The sequence below is a fragment of the Nitrosopumilus sp. genome, from assembly GCA_029862745.1.
Classification (GTDB): Archaea; Thermoproteota; Nitrososphaeria; order Nitrososphaerales; family Nitrosopumilaceae; genus Nitrosopumilus.
Genome location: JAOTWS010000003.1, coordinates 197,749 through 215,847 on the forward strand (window position 1 = coordinate 197,749; position 18,099 = coordinate 215,847).

At 33.7% G+C, this 18,099-nt stretch carries 19 protein-coding genes; 8 read left to right on the forward strand and 11 right to left on the reverse strand.

Annotation, left to right across the window (positions count from 1 at the left end; genetic code table 11):
• Positions 1-10 precede the first annotated feature (10 nt).
• A complete protein-coding gene (purM, locus tag OEM44_04575) occupies positions 11-1,033 on the forward strand; it encodes a phosphoribosylformylglycinamidine cyclo-ligase (GenBank protein MDH3516074.1) in 1,023 nt (340 codons plus the stop codon).
• A 73-nt stretch (positions 1,034-1,106) separates the two neighbouring features.
• Positions 1,107-2,339 (forward strand): cation:proton antiporter, encoded by a 1,233-nt coding sequence (locus OEM44_04580; protein ID MDH3516075.1) that lies wholly within the window; start codon positions 1,107-1,109, stop codon positions 2,337-2,339.
• 64 nt (positions 2,340-2,403) lie between these two features.
• Here the strand turns inward: OEM44_04580 and leuD (OEM44_04585) are convergent, their stop codons facing one another.
• The 5 genes from leuD (OEM44_04585) to OEM44_04605 form a co-directional block, all read right to left on the reverse strand.
• Complete coding sequence (gene leuD / locus OEM44_04585; protein ID MDH3516076.1) at positions 2,404-2,997, reverse strand: 3-isopropylmalate dehydratase small subunit; 594 nt, start codon at positions 2,995-2,997, stop codon at positions 2,404-2,406.
• A gap of 1 nt (position 2,998) precedes the next feature.
• Positions 2,999-4,414, reverse strand: a complete 1,416-nt coding sequence (leuC, locus tag OEM44_04590) for a 3-isopropylmalate dehydratase large subunit (protein MDH3516077.1) — start codon at positions 4,412-4,414, stop codon at positions 2,999-3,001.
• 1 nt (position 4,415) lies between these two features.
• Positions 4,416-4,907 carry a 3-isopropylmalate dehydratase small subunit gene (gene leuD / locus OEM44_04595; GenBank protein MDH3516078.1) on the reverse strand — a complete coding sequence of 164 codons (492 nt, stop codon included), beginning with the start codon at positions 4,905-4,907 and terminating at the stop codon, positions 4,416-4,418.
• Positions 4,904-6,175, reverse strand: coding sequence for a 3-isopropylmalate dehydratase large subunit (locus OEM44_04600; GenBank protein ID MDH3516079.1), 1,272 nt, complete (start codon positions 6,173-6,175; stop codon positions 4,904-4,906). The genes leuD (OEM44_04595) and OEM44_04600 overlap by 4 nt, the downstream gene beginning before the upstream one ends.
• A 523-nt stretch (positions 6,176-6,698) precedes the next feature.
• On the reverse strand, positions 6,699-7,646 hold the full coding sequence (locus OEM44_04605) for a calcium/sodium antiporter (protein ID MDH3516080.1): 948 nt from the start codon (positions 7,644-7,646) through the stop codon (positions 6,699-6,701).
• A 502-nt stretch (positions 7,647-8,148) separates the two neighbouring features.
• Here OEM44_04605 and OEM44_04610 point away from each other — a divergent pair.
• From OEM44_04610 to OEM44_04620, 3 genes are all read left to right on the forward strand, one after another.
• The gene (locus tag OEM44_04610; protein MDH3516081.1) at positions 8,149-8,526 is read left to right on the forward strand and encodes a hypothetical protein; all 378 of its coding nucleotides are present in this window, start codon (positions 8,149-8,151) and stop codon (positions 8,524-8,526) included.
• A 450-nt stretch (positions 8,527-8,976) separates the two neighbouring features.
• Complete coding sequence (locus OEM44_04615) at positions 8,977-9,753, forward strand: coenzyme F420-0:L-glutamate ligase (GenBank protein ID MDH3516082.1); 777 nt, start codon at positions 8,977-8,979, stop codon at positions 9,751-9,753.
• 48 nt (positions 9,754-9,801) lie between these two features.
• Positions 9,802-10,356 (forward strand): hypothetical protein, encoded by a 555-nt coding sequence (locus OEM44_04620; GenBank protein ID MDH3516083.1) that lies wholly within the window; start codon positions 9,802-9,804, stop codon positions 10,354-10,356.
• A gap of 3 nt (positions 10,357-10,359) precedes the next feature.
• Here OEM44_04620 and OEM44_04625 read toward each other — a convergent pair whose 3' ends face one another.
• Positions 10,360-10,689 (reverse strand): hypothetical protein, encoded by a 330-nt coding sequence (locus OEM44_04625; protein ID MDH3516084.1) that lies wholly within the window; start codon positions 10,687-10,689, stop codon positions 10,360-10,362.
• A 105-nt stretch (positions 10,690-10,794) separates the two neighbouring features.
• Between OEM44_04625 and OEM44_04630 the strand changes: the two genes are divergently transcribed.
• Positions 10,795-11,328, forward strand: coding sequence for a hypothetical protein (locus OEM44_04630; protein ID MDH3516085.1), 534 nt, complete (start codon positions 10,795-10,797; stop codon positions 11,326-11,328).
• Here the strand turns inward: OEM44_04630 and OEM44_04635 are convergent.
• From OEM44_04635 to OEM44_04650, 4 genes are read right to left on the reverse strand one after another with little or no spacing between them, the layout of a single operon-like run.
• The gene (locus OEM44_04635) at positions 11,321-11,764 is read right to left on the reverse strand and encodes a hypothetical protein (protein MDH3516086.1); all 444 of its coding nucleotides are present in this window, start codon (positions 11,762-11,764) and stop codon (positions 11,321-11,323) included. The genes OEM44_04630 and OEM44_04635 overlap by 8 nt on opposite strands.
• A 51-nt stretch (positions 11,765-11,815) precedes the next feature.
• A complete protein-coding gene (locus tag OEM44_04640) occupies positions 11,816-12,778 on the reverse strand; it encodes a 2-oxoacid:ferredoxin oxidoreductase subunit beta (GenBank protein MDH3516087.1) in 963 nt (320 codons plus the stop codon).
• A complete protein-coding gene (locus OEM44_04645) occupies positions 12,768-14,678 on the reverse strand; it encodes a 2-oxoacid:ferredoxin oxidoreductase subunit alpha (GenBank protein MDH3516088.1) in 1,911 nt (636 codons plus the stop codon). The genes OEM44_04640 and OEM44_04645 overlap by 11 nt, the downstream gene beginning before the upstream one ends.
• A 47-nt stretch (positions 14,679-14,725) precedes the next feature.
• Positions 14,726-14,869, reverse strand: a complete 144-nt coding sequence (locus tag OEM44_04650; protein ID MDH3516089.1) for a hypothetical protein — start codon at positions 14,867-14,869, stop codon at positions 14,726-14,728.
• Between the two features lie 52 nt (positions 14,870-14,921).
• Here OEM44_04650 and OEM44_04655 point away from each other — a divergent pair, with 52 nt between their 5' ends.
• Positions 14,922-15,890 carry a D-glycerate dehydrogenase gene (locus tag OEM44_04655; protein ID MDH3516090.1) on the forward strand — a complete coding sequence of 323 codons (969 nt, stop codon included), beginning with the start codon at positions 14,922-14,924 and terminating at the stop codon, positions 15,888-15,890.
• Positions 15,891-16,242: 352 nt separating this feature from the next.
• Here OEM44_04655 and OEM44_04660 read toward each other — a convergent pair whose 3' ends face one another.
• Complete coding sequence (locus OEM44_04660) at positions 16,243-17,295, reverse strand: alcohol dehydrogenase (GenBank protein MDH3516091.1); 1,053 nt, start codon at positions 17,293-17,295, stop codon at positions 16,243-16,245.
• Positions 17,296-17,389: 94 nt separating this feature from the next.
• Here OEM44_04660 and OEM44_04665 point away from each other — a divergent pair, with 94 nt between their 5' ends.
• On the forward strand, positions 17,390-18,067 hold the full coding sequence (locus OEM44_04665) for a chromosome segregation protein ScpA (protein ID MDH3516092.1): 678 nt from the start codon (positions 17,390-17,392) through the stop codon (positions 18,065-18,067).
• Positions 18,068-18,099 lie beyond the last annotated feature (32 nt).

Here is an 18,099-nt window from a genome sequence, read left to right on the forward strand (position 1 = left end):
GCATCAAACTATGACACTAACCTACAAGAAAGCAGGTGTAGATATTTCTAAAATCAAACAAAGTCAAAAAGTAATTGGTAAATTAATTGCATCAACTCATAATCTTCAAAGAAAAGCAAAGATAACACATGGATTCGGACATTATGCAGGGATTGTAGAAATTCCAGGGGGTAAACTTTTAGCAACACATACTGATGGAGTCGGAACCAAAGTAGTAATTGCAAACATGATGAAAAAATACAATACGATAGGGATTGATTGTGTTGCAATGAATGTAAACGATATAATATGTATCGGTGCAACACCAATATCATTTGTAGATTATATAGCTGCAAACAAAAACGATGTAACCATATTTAAAAAAATTATGGAGGGATTAGTAACAGGTGCAAAGAAATCTGCGATGCCAATAGTTGGTGGTGAAACAGCGATAATGCCAGATGTGATTGAAGGGAAGGGATTTGCATTTGATTTAGCAGGAATGGTAGTAGGATTACTAGAAAAAAAAGACATGATTCTTGGAAAGGAAATAAAACCAGGAGATATAATAATAGGTGCAAATAGTTCTGGCATTCATTCTAATGGATACTCACTTGCAAGAAAAGCGATTCTTGGAAAATACTCTGTAAAGGATAAAGTCAAAGGAGTTGGGACCATAGGAGATGCATTGTTAAAACCTACAGAAATATACACAAAACCAGTTCTAGAAATGATTCAAAAATGTAAAATTAACGGTCTTGCACATATCACAGGTGGTGCATTTACCAAACTATTACGACTAAAAACAATAGGTTACGAGATAGATTCTCTACCAAAAACACCAGCAATAATGAGATTAGTAGAAGAACAAGGAGTCAAAGATGAAGAAATGTACAAGACGTTTAACATGGGAGTTGGATTCTGTGTAATTGCACCAAAAGATCAGGTTACACGGATCAAATCAACGTTCAAAAAATACAAAATTTTAAGTCAAGAGATAGGAAGAATAGTTTCAAATAAAGGAGTTTTTGTAAACTCAAAAAAAATTGCTTAATTTAATAATAACAAAATAATTTTTAACCTAATTTAGCTTATATGATAGATTTCTTAAGCATAATAAGAGAAAGATGGCAGCAGAGGCTCACTTAATTGAAACAATTATCGGTGTAGGAATTCTTCTTTTTGCAGCTAAACTCATGGCTGAACTTTTCCTCAGATTAAAACTTCCAATTGTTTTAGGAGAGCTTTTGGCAGGAATGATTGTAGGTCCGTTTGCATTAGGCGGATTTTTCGTTATAGATGGGAAACAACTGCTGCAGATTAACGATGAAATAAGAATACTTGGAGAAATGGGAGCAATTGTAATTTTGTTCATGGCAGGATTAGAAATGACACCAAAAGAATTTCTCAAAGGCGGAAAAGCATCATTTACAGTAGGTACACTTGGAGTAGTAGTCCCATTCTTTGCAGGTCTTGTTGTTTTTCAGATGTTTGGTTTTGACGCATTACAGTCAATGTTAATTGCAACAGCACTCACAGCTACAAGTATTGCAATTTCAATTCAAGTATTGAGTGAATTTGGTAAAATCAAAACACCAGAGGCAAGACTCATTATTGGTGCAGCAGTAGTAGATGACATTTTGGCAATAGCAGTATTATCAGTTGTAACATCTATTGCAGGATCTGACGGCGGAATAGATAACATTGACATTTCTGAAATCATGTTTACAATTTTGCAAGTATTAGGATTCTTTGCAATAATGTTAATAGTAGCAGTAGTCATAATCCCAAAAATAATTACACCAAGGCTTTGGAAAGCAAAGGGTAGTGTTGAAGGGATAGCAACTGCATCATTCTTTGGCGCAGCAGCGTTAGCTGGATCCATAGGACTTTCACCCATTGTAGGAGCATTTGCAGTAGGAATGGCATTGTCCACTACAAAAGTATTTGAAAAAGTAGAAAACTATGTCGGAAAAATTGGTTTAATTTTTGCACCATTATTCTTTTCAATAATTGGAGCACAGGTAGACCTTAGAGCAGTTGATTTGAATATTTTGATGTTAAGTGGTGTAATAATCGTAGTTGCAGTTGTAACAAAGTTGTTTGGGTGTGGACTTCCTGCAATGATGTTTTTGAAAAGTAAGAGACAAGGAATGCGAGTTGGAATAGGAATGATTTCAAGAGGGGAAGTAGGACTGATTGTTGCTGGAGTCGGTGTCACTGCAGGAGTTTTAACTTCAGAAGTGTATTCAACAATCATAATTATGGTAGCAGTTACAACCATCATAACGCCAATTTGGTTAAAGATGGAATATAGAAAAGAACAAAAAATGGGTAACACTGAAACCACAATAAAATAAACATCAAAAAATAATCAAAATAAATACGAGGTATGCTCTACTACTAGAAATCACAAGTTTTTACTCAATTATCAATCAAAATAGATGGAATGTTAGAATTTTTCTCAAATTCAGTTATTTTGTCTTCATATTGCAAAGTTTGTGCAATATCATCTAATCCTTCCAAGAGAATTTTTTTCTTGTGAGGATCAATCTTGAATGATATTTTCTCAGAAGGAGTTATGATGAGTTGCTTTTCTAAATCTATTGTAATTTGTCTAACTTCATGCTGAAGTTTCTCAACTGTTTTTTCATCCAAAGAAATTGGTAAAACCCCATTTTTGAAGCAATTACTAAAAAAAATATCTGCAAAAGAAGGGGCAATAATTACAGAAAAACCATAATCAAGCAGAGCCCAAACTGCATGTTCTCGGCTTGACCCACATCCAAAGTTATCACCAGTTACAAGAATTTTAGAATTAGCGTATTGAGAATTATTTAATACAAAATCAGGCCTTTTATTTTGATTTTCATCATACCTCCAATCAAAGAACAAAAATTTCCCAAATCCAGATTTTTGAATTAATTTTAAGAACTGTTTTGGAATAATTTGATCAGTGTCTACATTGATCTTATCAAGTGGTGTTACAACGCTTGTCACTTTTTTAAAGGATTCCATATTAACTCAAATCCAGTTTTCTAACATCAACAAAATGTCCTTTGATTGCGGCTGCTGCTGCCATCACGGGACTTACCAAATGTGTACGCCCGCCAGTTCCCTGTCTACCCTCAAAATTTCTATTTGATGTACTGGCACATCTTTCACCAGGGGATAAAATATCAGGATTCATTCCAAGACACATACTACAACCAGATTCACGCCATTCAAAGTTTGCATCAATGAAAATTTTATCAAGACCCATCTCTTCGGCTTGTTTTTTTACCATCTGTGATCCTGGAACAACCATAGCTCTGACATGTGGAGAAATTTTCTGCCCTTTGATTACTTTGGATGCTTCAATAAGATCTTCTAACCGTGCATTAGTGCATGAACCAATAAACACTCTATCTATTTTAATATCCTCAAGAGGGGTTCCAGGTATAAGATCCATATATGCAAGTGCTTTTTCAGCTCCCTTTTTTTGATTTGGATCTCCTTTAGAGAAGTCATCTGCAGAGGGAACAGAATCAGTTACATCACAAGTCATTCCAGGATTTGTTCCCCAACTAACCTGAGGTGCAATATCATCAACATGTAAGATAAATTGTTTTTCAAATTTTGCATCACTGTCAGTTTTTAAAACATCTCTCCATGAATCTATTAGAGATTCATAATTTTTAGGGGTGTATTTTCGGCCTCTAAGATAATCATATGTTTTTTCATCAGGTGCGATCAAACCTGCTCTGGCACCTGCTTCAATAGACATGTTACAAATCGTCATTCTCTGTTCCATAGAAAGATCAGTGATTCCTTCACCACGGTATTCAATCACAGTACCTGTACCGCCACCAGTTCCAATATGCTTGATAATAGACAATATGATATCTTTGGCAGTTACCGCATGAGGGTTCCTTCGTTTTCCCTCAACTCTAATTTCAAAGGGAGTAGGTTTTTCTAGCCACAAAGTTTGAGATGCCAATACATGCTCAACATCACTAGTTCCAATGCCAAAAGCAAGGGCTCCAAATGCTCCGTGTGTAGAAGTATGGCTATCACCACAGACAATAGTGGTTCCAGGCAAAGTAATTCCTAGTTGAGGGCCAATTACATGTACAATCCCCTGATTAGGACTGTTAATATCAAACAATTTTATTCCAAAATCTTTACAGTTTTTTTCCAACGTCTGAATTTGAATTGCAGAAGTTTGATCTAAAATTGGAAGAGACCTATCATTAGTAGGAACATTGTGATCCATGGTCGCAATAGTGAGATCTGGTCGACGAACTTTTCTGTTGTTCAAGCGCAAACCATCAAATGCTTGAGGAGATGTCACTTCATGGACTAGGTGTCTATCCACATAAATTAAAGAGGGATGGTTTTGGTTTTCAACAACAATGTGAGATTCCCAGATTTTTTCAAATAGAGTCCTTCCCATTTCAATCTCGATCTGGATGGTATTTGAAGAGACCTCCTGCAGAAATTATTTTTCCAATAATTTCTGAAAAGGGCTTCATTTTGTATATTTTGTTCTTTGTTATATTCTCAATTTTGTTAGTAGATATATCAATGTCAATTTCATCGCCTTCTGAAATTTCATCATATGCGTCTTGTTCAATTTCGATTGGTAATAGAAATGCACCATCAACTGCATTTCGGTAAAAGATTCTTGCAAAAGATAATGCAAGTACTGCTTTTATTCCAGAATGAGACAAAGCAATAGGAGCATGTTCTCGTGATGAACCACAACCAAAATTCTTTCCAGATAAAATAAAATCACCTTCTTTTACTTTTGAATGAAAATTAGGATCAAGTCCTTCCATTGCATGAGTTGCAAGTTCTGTATAATCATGTACTTTTAGGTATTGCCCTGGAATAATCACATCAGTGTCTATGTTATCCTGTGCGTATTTTATCACATTGCCCTTCATTTCAAATCCCTCGGATCAGTGATTTTTCCAGTTACTGCAGATGCTGCAGCTACTAAAGGTGATGAAAGATAAGTCTGAGATTCAACATGACCCATTCGCCCTGGGAAATTTCGGTTAGTAGTACTAATGCATATTTCATCCTTTGCTAACACTCCCATATGTGCACCACAGCAAGCTCCACATGTAGGTGGTCCAACAGTTACACCTGCATCTAGGAAAATCTTCAATAATCCATTTTCCATGGCACGTTGATAAATCGAGATTGCCGCAGGTAATATTTCTGTCCTAATCTTTACTTTTCTTCCTTTAAGGATTCTTGCAGCAGCTTCCAAATCTTCGTATTTTGCACCAGTGCAAGAACCGATATAACATTTATCTAATTCAACAGAGGGAGATTCTCTTACAATTGAGATGTTTGCAGGAGAAAATGGTTTTGCAACAATTGGTTCCATCTCAGATCCCTCATATTCAAATATTTTTTCGTATTCAGCATCATCATCGCCTTTTACCAAATTAATATTTGTAGCACCTCTACGAGTAAGATAATCAATTACTTTTTGATCAGGCTCGACAATTCCATTTTTTGCCCCTGCTTCAGTAGTCATATTACACATGGTTAATCTGCTTTGAACAGACATTTCATCAATCCCACTTCCTCCAAATTGCATTGTTCTGTATGCACCACCATCAGTTCCTATGTCGCCAATAATTTTTAAAATAAAGTCTTTAGCCATAACATGATCAGGCAATTTGCCATTTAACTTAAAGTAAAAAGTTTCTGGAATTTTGAACCAAATTCTTCCATTCAATAAGACATAGGCAATATCAGTATGCCCCAATCCACATGCAAAAGCACCTAGTGCTCCTGTTGTGTTTGTATGAGAGTCACCACCAACATAAACATCACCAGGCATTACCATTGCCTCTTCATGAGATATAGTATGACAAATTCCATACTGACCCATTCCGTATTTGAAATGTTTTTCAATCCCATATTGTTTTGTAAAGTTTGACAATTTGACAATATTTTCAGCAGATATTTTTTCAGCTGAAGGAACAAAATGGTCTTCAGCTACCCAAACTTTTTTAGAATTCCATAGTTTATCAACTGAGATACCATGTTTCTTTAGTTTATCAAAGACCTTAATTACACCTGGACCAGATACATCATGCATCATAACCTTGTCAACATTGGCAAAAACGACATCATCAGGGGACACTTTGGATTTACCAGACGAACGTGCAAGAATCTTCTCAACTATATTCATAATTAAAAAAACTTGTTCTACAGATTAAAAGCTTTACAGAATCGACTTGTGTCTGATTCAAGAATGTCATATATGAGATCTACATCCAAAATATGCTTAAAAAAATCAATAGGACATTCTTTTTAGAGAGACTGCCTTGAATAACACACACATTCCTCACAGAAGACAAGAAAAGATCAGGTAAATACCAGTAATTAACGAAATTCATTCCATGTTAAAGACAAGAAACAGATCATACCTACTTGCAATAGAGCGCACAAGATTCAGACAATATTATCAGGAAAATCAACTAAGAGAATAAAGAAATAATGTTAACTATTCCATAGTTATTCAATGCATATGTGCTCAGGACTTCAAAGTAAAGATAACTAGATAAGTTTCCCAGAGTTGAATATGGTATAATTTTCAAATTAGATAATATTTGCAATTAGACTATAATGCTCTGAAGTCTAGTTATCAAATTAATTTAGAATTTAAGAATTCAAAGTAAATTTAACATAAATTTGCACTCAACAATAAACAATTACTGTCTATAAAACAAAAATATTACATAACCTACATATCCTGCAATCAGAAAAATACCTTCTTTTCTAGATATGATAAAACCACTACGCATTATTGGGATTAATACAAGACTAAATGCCAACATTATCCCTACATCAATTAGTACTTGTTCACTAACAGTTATACCTGAAATTAGTGATGAAATTCCTAGTATTGCCATGATGTTGAAGATGTTACTTCCTATAATGTTTCCAACAGCAAGATCTGCATGCCCCTTTCGTGCAGCAACTATTGACGTTATCAATTCTGGCAATGATGTTCCTATTGCAACTACTGTTAATCCCATGAATAATTTTGATATTCCAAAACTTGTTCCTATAATTACTGCATTGTCAACAGTAAGAAAGGATCCTCCAATTAAGAGCAATAAACCGGCCATCATAAATATAATGGATTTTGAAAAGACATTTTTTTGTAATACTTGTGCAACAGGGATTTTTTCAATATCAGCATCTTTCTTTGAGCTACGATAACTGTACCATGTAAAAATAATAATACCTACAACAAGCAACACACCATCTATAAAATCAATTTTACCATCTAGAATTATTGCAAATAACAGAAATGAAATTCCAATCATCAAGGGGATTTCCTTCCTAATTGTAGATTTTGAAACTATTATTGGGCTAATGACTGCTGAAACACCTAGAATTACTCCAATGTTTACAATATTACTTCCAACTACATTCCCTAAAGCAACATCAGATAGGCCTTGTATTGCAGAGGATATACTCACTGCAAGTTCGGGAGCAGAGGTTCCAAAAGCTACTACAGTTAATCCAATTACCAATTGACTTACTCCTAGTTTGTTTGAGATGGCAATGGAGCCCTTGACTAACCAATCTGCTCCAAAGTATAACATAGCCAGACCGCCTCCTACAAATAAAAAATTGAAAATTAATTCCATAACAAATATCCGTATAGAATACTTTCTAACTACTTTTCATTATGAACTTAGTGTTTTATCCATCTTCAAAAAAAATAGTTTTAAAGTATTTGATTTAAGGCTGCTCTATATTTTGGAATTGGTGAATATCAAATGCTTCTTTAGAAATTTCTGATCTTTGTTTAAAACTACAGATAAAATGATACTTTTCTTTGGTATCAATTTTTGGACAATAGTTTATTTTTTGGTATTAAAATGGATAACGAAATATATAAAATCAGAAACATCGATATCCTGGAAAAAATACGGATTATAGATAACCACGCTTATTTTTATGCCTATTTTTGTTGGTTCCAAAGCATTAAATTTCAATTAAAATTGAAAAGAAGTTCAAAGTATAAAAACAAGATTTTAAATATTTCAAAAAGGGGTAAAAAAATCAAAAAAATTAATTTCTAGACATTGTATTTAATTTGATAATGAAATTATATTCTTTTTATCTATGTACTATGGATATAATATCATGTCTTCAATTGAAAATTTAGAGCAAGCTTGTCACAAAGTTTTAGGTCTTCCAAAGATTAGATTTGTTGGAGTATTAAATAAAATGGGAAGGAAAATTGCAGGGGACTTTAAAGAAGGAATCACATCATTGCTACCAGATAAAGAGAATCGTAGGATGTATGTTCAGTTAATGTTAGAATATATGATGAGAAAAGATTTTGATAAACACTTAGGGTCTGTAGACTATATCGTTTCAAGAAGAAGTAATGTTACCATGATAAGTATTCCAACTAATGAATATCTTGTCTTAATATCTGCCGAAAGAGATGTAAACGTTCAAGATATTATCAGGCATGTAAATTCTGCTTTTACTACACTACCAGACATTAAACCCTAAATTTATGATTATGATTATTCACATCAAGGCTATTAACACAATCAGCAAAAATATTCCATATGCCAGAATCTCAACTGTAAAGTTACCTGAACTAAATAAATGAGCAACAGACCAAACAAATCCAGTGCCAATAAGCAGGAAAGAGTTGCCAGACAAAAAATATTGGATTCCAAAAAACACAGATTCCTCTAACAGTCATGAACTAAGTGCAAGGGAGAAAGATACTAGAAACTGAGGAATTTCATAATCAGACATTACATTTGTTGCAAGAAAAGATCCTGTATACATCAAAATCAGACTTAGCCCATTCAATAATCATAAACAGACCTCCAACAATACAAAAAACAATTAGAATTTTGTAGTATTCATCATAATAAAAATTCCTCAACAGGTCATAATTTTGAAGTTTAATTCATAACAGTAAAAAGAAAAGAAGAATATCAAATAATCATGAGCCTAACTGTAATACCTCTTTTAGCTGACAGAATGGAATCAGAATTTGATGTTTTTGATGCATTGTTAAATACACTAGATAAAAACAATACAAAATTGCAAGAAGGAGATGTCATAGTAATTTCAACAAAATACATTTCAAATTCACAGGGACGAATTGTAGAATTAGAAAAGATCAGAGTGTCTGAGCAAGGTATGAAGATTTCAAAAAAATATCAGTTAAAAATAGAAATTGCAGAGGTCATAGTTAGGGAATCAGATAAAATTTTTGGCGGAATAGGAGGATTTGTAATTACATCTTCAGATAACATAATAGCGCCAAATGCTGGAATTGACAAGTCAAATGCAAAAAAAGGCAGTGTGATACTATACCCAAATGACCCATATCTTATTGCAGAACAAATTCGTAGAAAGGTATTTCTAAAATTATTCATTCATGTTGGGGTTATTTTAGTAGACAGCAGACTAATGCCTGCAAGAATCGGTACATCAGGGGTTGCAGTTGCCTGTGCAGGAATTGAACCAGTTTTGGATATGAGAGCAAAAAAAGATCTTGAGGGCAACCCGCTAAAGGTTACATTCCAGGCAGTAGTAGACAATCTTGCAACAATTGGAAATCACAAGATGGGTGAGGGAGGAGAATCAAAACCATTTGCCATAGTAAGAAATTCAGAGGCAAAACTTACAGACAAAAAGATATTACCATCAGAGACTGCAATATCACCAGATCAATGTGTATATGTAAGAGGTTTGTCAAACCCTCCAAGCAGTTAACTGCCTATTTACTTCTGCTTTAAATATTGGTATTTTCTGGAATTAGCAATGGAATATATTACAACATATCCCAAGACAATTTCATTTTTTGATGGATTAAAACATAAGATTGATGCAGATAGTAAAGAAGGCGTAGAACAACTACACATTGTTGTGAAAAAAAGTTTTGAAGAATTAATGAAAATTTTCAAAGAAGAAGGATTTACCAAAGTTAAGTTTGAACATAAACAACCAGGACAAATAGGAAATGGTCTCAATCTAAAATTAAAAAAACCATGGGAGATGCATATAAGATTGGTTGATTTGAAGAAAGGATTGATTGGAATTCATGCGGAAGTAGAAGTTTCAAGAGATTACCTGCAACACTTGTTCTCTCAAAGAACTCCAGTTGTTTATGAAGTAGAAGAAATTCTGAAAAAATATCAAGTAGAATATAGTATTTGGCATAACAAAATTAAGAAAAACATCCATGCAATAGTTGACAACTACAAAGTTAAACTAGCGACACCAAGCATTCCAGTATTTGCATGGAAACCAATGTTATTTGTAATTGGAACAATTACTGCTTTCTACGGTTGGAAGTATTTTAACACAATCTGGTAAAATCTATACACCAAGAGTTTCAGCCTTACTTAGCTCTAGATAGACTTTATCTCCAACTGAGAGACCCATATCTTTGTATTCGTGCATTTCAAGTTTTAATTGAGTAACACCTGACTGCATTCCAAATCCACCACCCATTCCTGACATCATCTTATTTAGATCTTTCATCATGTCATTCATGTTTGTAAATCCCATTACTTTTGGGGCACCGAAAGGTGATGGTGGGTTTTGAGTCCCTTCTTTAAGATCTTTAATTGAGGACAAAGAGATCACTACATATGGTGCTCCATCAGGTGCAGAGTCAATACTTTTTACAACATATTCTTTTTTCATATCCGAATTATCACATCATTACATATAATTTTAATTTTAAGGTGAATTTAGACTATTTTTCATTACTACTGAAGATTTAATTACAATTTTGATGATTTTTATCTATTGACTGAAGATTTGAAAACTACATTAAGATATTATGGAATTTCGCCATGGGAGATTGAAGTTCTTTATGGATTTCTAAATTCACATTTTACTATAATTCAAGAAGAAATTGATTCTGATGATGATAATTTTGTGAGTTCATTAGATATGGAAATTCCGCTTCCATTTAATGAAGAATTTTTTCAATGGTTTGATTTTAAGCGATGGGAAAAAGTCAAGGCAGTTTTCAAAGAGATGAAACGTAGACGAGGTAGTGGTAATGCTTTGAAAATCAGAATTAATTTTTCTGGGAGTCCTAGAATCGTATTTACAATAGATATTGAAGATAGACAATGGTTTGATAATGCCATGGAAAAAATTGATTTTGTTTTAGAATTATTACCATATCATCTAGATCCGAAAAAATTACCATCAGAGATTACAGAAATAATCTACAAGTTTGATTCGGAATCAATTAGATGGCGTCTGAATACAGCAACATCCAAAAATAAGAAATTTGAATTCAGAGGAAATTCATGGAATGAGATCACTTGAGATCTTTTTGTAATGGTTCTAATAATCCATGAAGTTCTTTGTATTTTGATTCTAAAAACTCTAGTGCATCATCCAATTTTTTTGATTTTCCGTACTTGTAGCGAATTAATTCACGATGATGCCAGAAAGTTTTTTTCCCATCTCCAACTGAAAGAGTGGTAAAATAATCTATGCCTTTCAAGTTATCAGGGAGTTTTACATCATGAGGAAAAAGCATTTCAACAATAAACCATTCATCTCCATCGGGGTAATCAGACCCAGTATCTATATCAAAAAATACATGAAGAAGATCAGATTGCATCAAGCCATCATCATTTATTGTAGGGTGTTTTACTGCAGATTTTTTAAAATCAAGATTAACAAGTTGAGGTTCAAAAAATCCTTTGATAATGGATTTTCTAAATATTTTATTAGATTCATTGATATTCAAATGCAAAATATTGTTCTATGAAACTTGCCTATAACTTATTAGGTTAAAGACAACAGTTTAAACTTCTAGCGAATCCAATATTTTTGAAATATCAGTATTAGGATGACCGTTTTTAGAAATATTTTGTTTTGCAGGAGGGTTTTCAAGATAATTAGGAATTTTATCTTGTAACCTCACAGTATATGGCGAGACTAGTTCATTTTTGTAAAATATGCCTATAGGTATTTTATTTCCCCATTCAAGGGATTTAATCAGTGCTTGGGACAGTTTCTCGTTTACTTCAACTTCAGAATTATAATGAACTGTTGGCTCATATCCTTGCTCTTCTAGTTTATAAATTCTAGAATGCCTTTGTTGCGCCTCTTCAACTAAATCGGCTCCAGCATACCAGTCTCTAGTGTTAAGATCATTGTATGTTGGACATGGTTGTAAAACATCCAGAAATGAAAGACCTTTGTGATTTACTGCTTTAATTATTAGATCTTTCAGATGCCTAACATCATAAGAATATCCACGAGCTACAAATGTAAAACCACTTGCAACTGCCAAACCAATTGGATTAACATTAGAATTTGTATTTGGAGAAGGTAGAGATTTTGTTTTTTCTCCAAGTTTTAGAGTAGGAGATGCTTGTCCTTTTGTTAAACCATAAACACCATTGTCAAAAATTATGTAAGTCATATCCACATTTCGTCTTCCAGCTGCAACAAAGTGACCAGCACCAATTCCCAAACCATCACCATCACCACCCACTGCAACTACTGTCATCTCAGGATTGGTAATCTTTGCACCTTGTGCAAAGGTCAAAACTCGTCCATGTAATGTATGAATACCATAAGTGTTGATAAAATGTGAAGTCTTACCAGAACAGCCAACACCAGAAAACATAACAGCCTTGTCACGTTCAATTCCCATCTCAGCTAATGCCATTTGGATAGCGTTAACTATGCCAAAATCTCCACATCCAGGGCACCAATCATTATGTACATCTGTTTTATAATCAGCAAGTTTAAGCGCCATGCATTAGAACCTCCCGTTTGTTGGCTTTATTCTCAATAATTTTCTTAAGTGAATCATAAACTTCAGTACTAGTCATTGCTCTTCCAGAGTATTTTAAGATAAAGTAATCAATATCACGTTGAACATTTTGTTTGAATATTTTTCCAAGCTGGCCTGAATGGTTAGCTTCAATATCGATTATTGTTTTAGTATCTTTTAATAATGTACTAACGTAATATGCTGGAAATGGATGTATTAGTTTTAGCTGGATATACCCAATTGAAATTCCTTCTTTTTTGAGCATATCAATTGCATCCAATATAGGACCCTTGGCAGAACCCCAGGAAATGACAGTATAATCTTCAACACCAAATGATATGACTTGCTCTGATTGTGGAATCTGTTTTAGGATCAAATCCAATCTAGACATTCTTTTGTCCATCATTTTTACACGTAAAACAGGGTCTTCTGAGATATGACCATACTCATCGGATTCATCACCAGTATTCCAAAACACCCCATTATCAATCCCCAATCTAGAACGAGGAGACACCCCATCATCAGTAAATTCAAATCGTCTATAGTCATTATCTACTTTTTCTAAGAGTTTACCACGGTTAATTGAAATTTTTTGAGGATCAAATCGATCACATGTAAGTACAGAACTTGCATGGAACTTATCCATCATGTGAATTACAGGAACTTGGAAAATATCTGCATAGTTAAAACAATTTCCAGTATCATAAAAGCTCTCCTCAACATCACCTGAAGCATAAACAATTTTTGGGAAATCACCGTGTCCTGCAAATACTGCAAAAAGTAGGTCATCTTGACCATGTCTAGTTGGAAGTCCAGTTGAAGGTCCGCTTCTTTGATAATTTGTTATAACAACAGGAACCTCATTAATCCCAGCCCATCCTAGCATTTCAGTCATTAATGCAAATCCAGGACCAGAAGTACATGTTGCAGAACGTGTTCCAGTTAATGCGCCACCGATAGTCATTCCTATTGCACAGATTTCATCCTCTGTTTGAATTACAACAGTAGACCCAGGTCTATCATCGATGATTTCCAAAATTTCATTGGATTCAAGATAAACAGATTCATCTGAAGCTGGTGTAATTGGATAGTATGACTGCATTCTGCAACCACATACCATTTTCCCTAAAGCGGTTCCTTGAAAGCCTTGGACCAGTATAGTTCCAGATTCTTTTTGTGTTCCAGTTAACGTATAATTAAAATTTTGAAAATTGTTTTTTGCGTAAGTATAGGAATAATTTGCAGCTTGTTTATTTATTTCAGCAATTTTAGGTTTTTTTGAAAATATATCATCAAGTGAATTGAGTAATGGATCAGCAGGCATTTTGATTAATCCCAAAGATAAAGAAACTCCAAGCACATTATACATTCTTACAAGACCCCGCAACTTTGGGTTACCTACTTCTTCAGATAGTTTTTCAAGAATATTCTTAAAAGACACGGGATAAAGTGTAATGCCTTTTTCTTTAGCAATTTCAAGTACTCCGGCTATAGTAAAGGGTTTATTTTTTGATTCAAGATATTGGTGTAGTCTATCTTTAAATGGTGCATCAAGAGTGTGAACTTTTTCAGTATCAATACCCTCCAACTCGGAATCATAGATAATTCCACCATTAGATGCAACCTCATTGAAGTGACGAAAGATTGTTTCAGCATCAAAGGATACCATCAGGGTCACATCATTAATGTTTGAATGAATTTTTTTGTCAGCTATTCTGACTGTAAAGTAACTATGTTCTCCTTTGATGTTTGAATAAAATTCTCTTTTACCAAATACTTGATAACCCATCGCAGCACAAACTTTTGAGAACACATTTGCGCCAGATTCAACACCGCTTCCTTGTGGACCTCCAATTAACCAAGAAAAATCAATAGAACTCATAGAAAGTATACCATTTCCTGAAAATTAATAGTATCCGGTTAACTTTCCTAGCCACCTGTCGCAGCATCAAATAATGCACATTCACATTTATCACGCTCACCACAATAAGGACATACACACATACATTTTTCAATAGAGTTCCCACATTCAACACATATAGCAAATTCCTCTTCTTCAACTTTAGAAGACATGTATAATTTACAAAGAAATCGTATAAATGGTTTGAGATAAATCTCAAGACTAGTGAAAAAGAGAGTCTTTCTTACAAGAACTTTACACGATTTTGCATTAAATGAGTTAAAAAAAAGATATCAGATAGAAATCCATTCTGGAAAAATTCCTATTCCTCAATCAAAACTTCAATCAAAGATCAAAGAGATTGATGGATTAATTTGCTTCCCATACGATAAAATTGACAAAAAAACAATAGAATTAGCAAAAAATCTTAAAGTTATCAGTACCTATAGTGTAGGTTTTGATCACATAGATGTCGAATATGCAAAAAAGAGCAAAATTCGTGTAGGATATACTCCAGACGTACTTACTGATGCGACAGCTGATTTAACATTCTCATTGTTGCTTGATCTTTTAAGAAGAGTTTCAGAAGGAGATCGAATTATTCGAAAAGGAAAATGGAATGTGATTTATGGTGCATCTGATTATGTAGGGGTTGATCTTCAAGGGAAAACACTTGGGATTTTAGGTCTTGGTAGAATTGGTGGAACACTAGCAAAAAGAGCAAAAGCATTCAATATGAAATTAATTTACCATAACAGAAAGCATGTTTCAAAAAGTAAAGAGAGGTCATTGAATGCAAAATATGTTTCATTTGAAAGATTGATAACTCAAAGCGATGTCATTTCAATTCATGTACCCTATACAAAGGAAACAGAGCATCTTTTAGATATAGAAATTTTTAAAAAGATGAAGAAAACATCATTTTTGATCAACACAGCAAGAGGCAAAGTAATCAACGAAGAAGATCTTGTTACAGCAATAAAGAAAAAAATGATAGCAGGTGCAGGATTGGACGTTTATGAAAAGGAACCAATCAGAAGAAATCACCCATTAGTAAAATTACAAAATGTCGTTCTTGCACCCCATATAGGGAGTTCTACAAAAGAAACTAGAACTAAAATGGCAGAGATCACGATAAAAAATTTGAATCTTGGAATAGAGGGGAAAAAACCAATTTATTCAGTAGGGTATTGACTTTCAGGCATAGGTTTAGGATCTGCAATATGTGCAGTTTTTATATCTAAATTTCCAAGCATAATTAGAATGAAGAAATTCAAACATACTAATGAAGAATTAGAATTAGCTAAATTACAAACTGAGAAAGAAAAGAAGAGAAAAGGATCCGAATAGTAGAATTTTCTCCTTGTCTTTTTCAGACAGGGTTTTTTAAAATTTAATTAAATGATTATATTTTTAACTTAATTTGTAGTGAATTTTTTGTCTTTAAGAAATTAGATTAAGACTGGATAAAATTTTACAAATCGGTTTTATGCATATTAAGAAGATGCATTTTTTAGGCAACAAGATTTTGCAATAACGCACTAAACTAGGGATTAATTACAGCACGTCCAATTATTTTTCGTGCCTTAAGATCCTCCAAGGCAGTATTTGCCTCATCAAGAGTATATCTTTTTGAAATTACAGGGTTTATGATTCCTTTTCTTGCAAGATCAAGCAGTTCTACCATATCACGATAATTCCCAGTATATGCACCTTGAATCATGATAGATTTTAGAGGAATTGTTACAAGAGATAATTCGAATGATCCCCCAAACAAACCAACAAGAATAAGATTACCTCGCTTTCTAAGAATTGCAAAGTCGAGTTTTGCAGTTGGTGGTGCATTTACAAAATCTACAACACTATCTGCACCTTTATTATCACAGATAGATAGAATTTTTTTAGCCGTCTCAGAATCTTTGGAGTTAACTGTAAAATCAGCTCCCATTTTTTTAGCTGTTTCCAATTTCTCATCATCCAAATCAACACAAATAATTTTGGCTTTGGTGATAGCCTTTGCAATTTGTACACCCATTAATCCCAGTCCACCAGCACCAACAATTACAAGAAATTTTGGAGAGTTTTGATTTGATTTTTTAATTGCAGTGTATGCAGTTAGTCCAGAACATGCAAGCGAAGTTGCAGCATCTGGATTAACACCATCAAGATTTGCTAAATATTTAGAATTAGGAATCATAGCATAATCAGAATATCCGCCATCTTGAAAAACACCTAAAGATTTGGGGGAATCACATAGATTTTCATTCTCTACTTTACACGCAGGACATTCTCCACAACCAATCCAAGGAAATACCAAAACTTCATCTCCTTTTGAAATTCCAGATACATCATTACCAAAATCTTCAACAACACCAACAATCTCATGTCCAGGAGTTACAGGATATTTTACACCTCTATCAGTCACTTTCATAAATTGACCATCTCCAAGATCATAACCACCTTCCCAAAGATGTAGATCACTATGACAAACTCCCACAGATTTTACTTTGACTAAAACCTGATCACCATGAGGCTTTGGAGTCTCTATTGAAGATACAGCAAGAGGTTCGTTTGGGCCTGTAATCCTAGCAGATTTCATAAATTAATTTTTCATATTGATAATATAAGAGTTGACTGGAAATGAGAAAAAAATAGAGCCCTTAGATATTATTGAATAAACATAGAGTAGAAATGTGAGTGAAGTACCAAATCCTACTAGTATTTCTCAAGAGCCAATAAACATTCTATTCAGTCCATTATCTAATGCAAAAAAAGATGTTTGGGATATTGATCTAATCAAGATTTTGAATTTATTAATGAAAATTCTTGAAAAGACAGATAGGAAAGATCTCAAAGTTGCAGGAATGGCAGCATTGTCATCGTCCTTGATTTATAGGATGAAAGTTGAAAGTATTTTTGCATTACAAAAAGCGGCAATGGAGAAAAAACCAATGCGTCAAAGAACAGACGTAGATATAGAACTAATAGATATTCCATACAGGCATGAATCAACATATCCAGTATCATTAGATGATTTGTTAGGATTGCTTCAAAATCTTATTGGCACAATTGCAAATCCTCAATCAAGAAGAAACAAAGGAATAGGAATTGAGCCAATTGAAGCACCAGATTTCCAAGATTATTTCATATCACTTGAAAGTATAATTGGGAAGTACGAGGATTTGATAATGAAGAAAATATCATTAACAGGGTTTGGAGTACTTCAAGAAATCATTGCTGAATTAGATCAGGTAGATTCTATCAGATGCTTCTTTGCAGCATTGTTTTTAGCAAGAGATCAGAAAGTAGACTTGGAGCAAAGTGATGAAGATATTAGGATTATCTTAGTAAAAGAAGAGTTAACAAACTGATCAAAAATGAAGGAATAGTTTAACTAGAATTT

Excerpts from the sequence above, each read along its gene's own strand:
- OEM44_04660 (MDH3516091.1), bottom strand. The coding sequence starts at position 17,295 with ATGAAATCTGCTAGGATTACAGGCCCAAACGAACCTCTTGCTGTATCT.
- OEM44_04610 (MDH3516081.1), top strand. The coding sequence starts at position 8,149 with ATGTCTTCAATTGAAAATTTAGAGCAAGCTTGTCACAAAGTTTTAGGT.
- OEM44_04650 (MDH3516089.1), bottom strand. The coding sequence starts at position 14,869 with ATGTCTTCTAAAGTTGAAGAAGAGGAATTTGCTATATGTGTTGAATGT.
- OEM44_04605 (MDH3516080.1), bottom strand. The coding sequence starts at position 7,646 with ATGGAATTAATTTTCAATTTTTTATTTGTAGGAGGCGGTCTGGCTATG.
- OEM44_04620 (MDH3516083.1), top strand. The coding sequence starts at position 9,802 with ATGGAATATATTACAACATATCCCAAGACAATTTCATTTTTTGATGGA.
- OEM44_04645 (MDH3516088.1), bottom strand. The coding sequence starts at position 14,678 with ATGAGTTCTATTGATTTTTCTTGGTTAATTGGAGGTCCACAAGGAAGC.
- leuD (MDH3516078.1), bottom strand. The coding sequence starts at position 4,907 with ATGAAGGGCAATGTGATAAAATACGCACAGGATAACATAGACACTGAT.
- leuD (MDH3516076.1), bottom strand. The coding sequence starts at position 2,997 with ATGGAATCCTTTAAAAAAGTGACAAGCGTTGTAACACCACTTGATAAG.
- OEM44_04615 (MDH3516082.1), top strand. The coding sequence starts at position 8,977 with ATGAGCCTAACTGTAATACCTCTTTTAGCTGACAGAATGGAATCAGAA.
- purM (MDH3516074.1), top strand. The coding sequence starts at position 11 with ATGACACTAACCTACAAGAAAGCAGGTGTAGATATTTCTAAAATCAAA.
- OEM44_04625 (MDH3516084.1), bottom strand. The coding sequence starts at position 10,689 with ATGAAAAAAGAATATGTTGTAAAAAGTATTGACTCTGCACCTGATGGA.
- OEM44_04600 (MDH3516079.1), bottom strand. The coding sequence starts at position 6,175 with ATGAATATAGTTGAGAAGATTCTTGCACGTTCGTCTGGTAAATCCAAA.
- OEM44_04640 (MDH3516087.1), bottom strand. The coding sequence starts at position 12,778 with ATGGCGCTTAAACTTGCTGATTATAAAACAGATGTACATAATGATTGG.
- OEM44_04580 (MDH3516075.1), top strand. The coding sequence starts at position 1,107 with ATGGCAGCAGAGGCTCACTTAATTGAAACAATTATCGGTGTAGGAATT.
- leuC (MDH3516077.1), bottom strand. The coding sequence starts at position 4,414 with ATGGGAAGGACTCTATTTGAAAAAATCTGGGAATCTCACATTGTTGTT.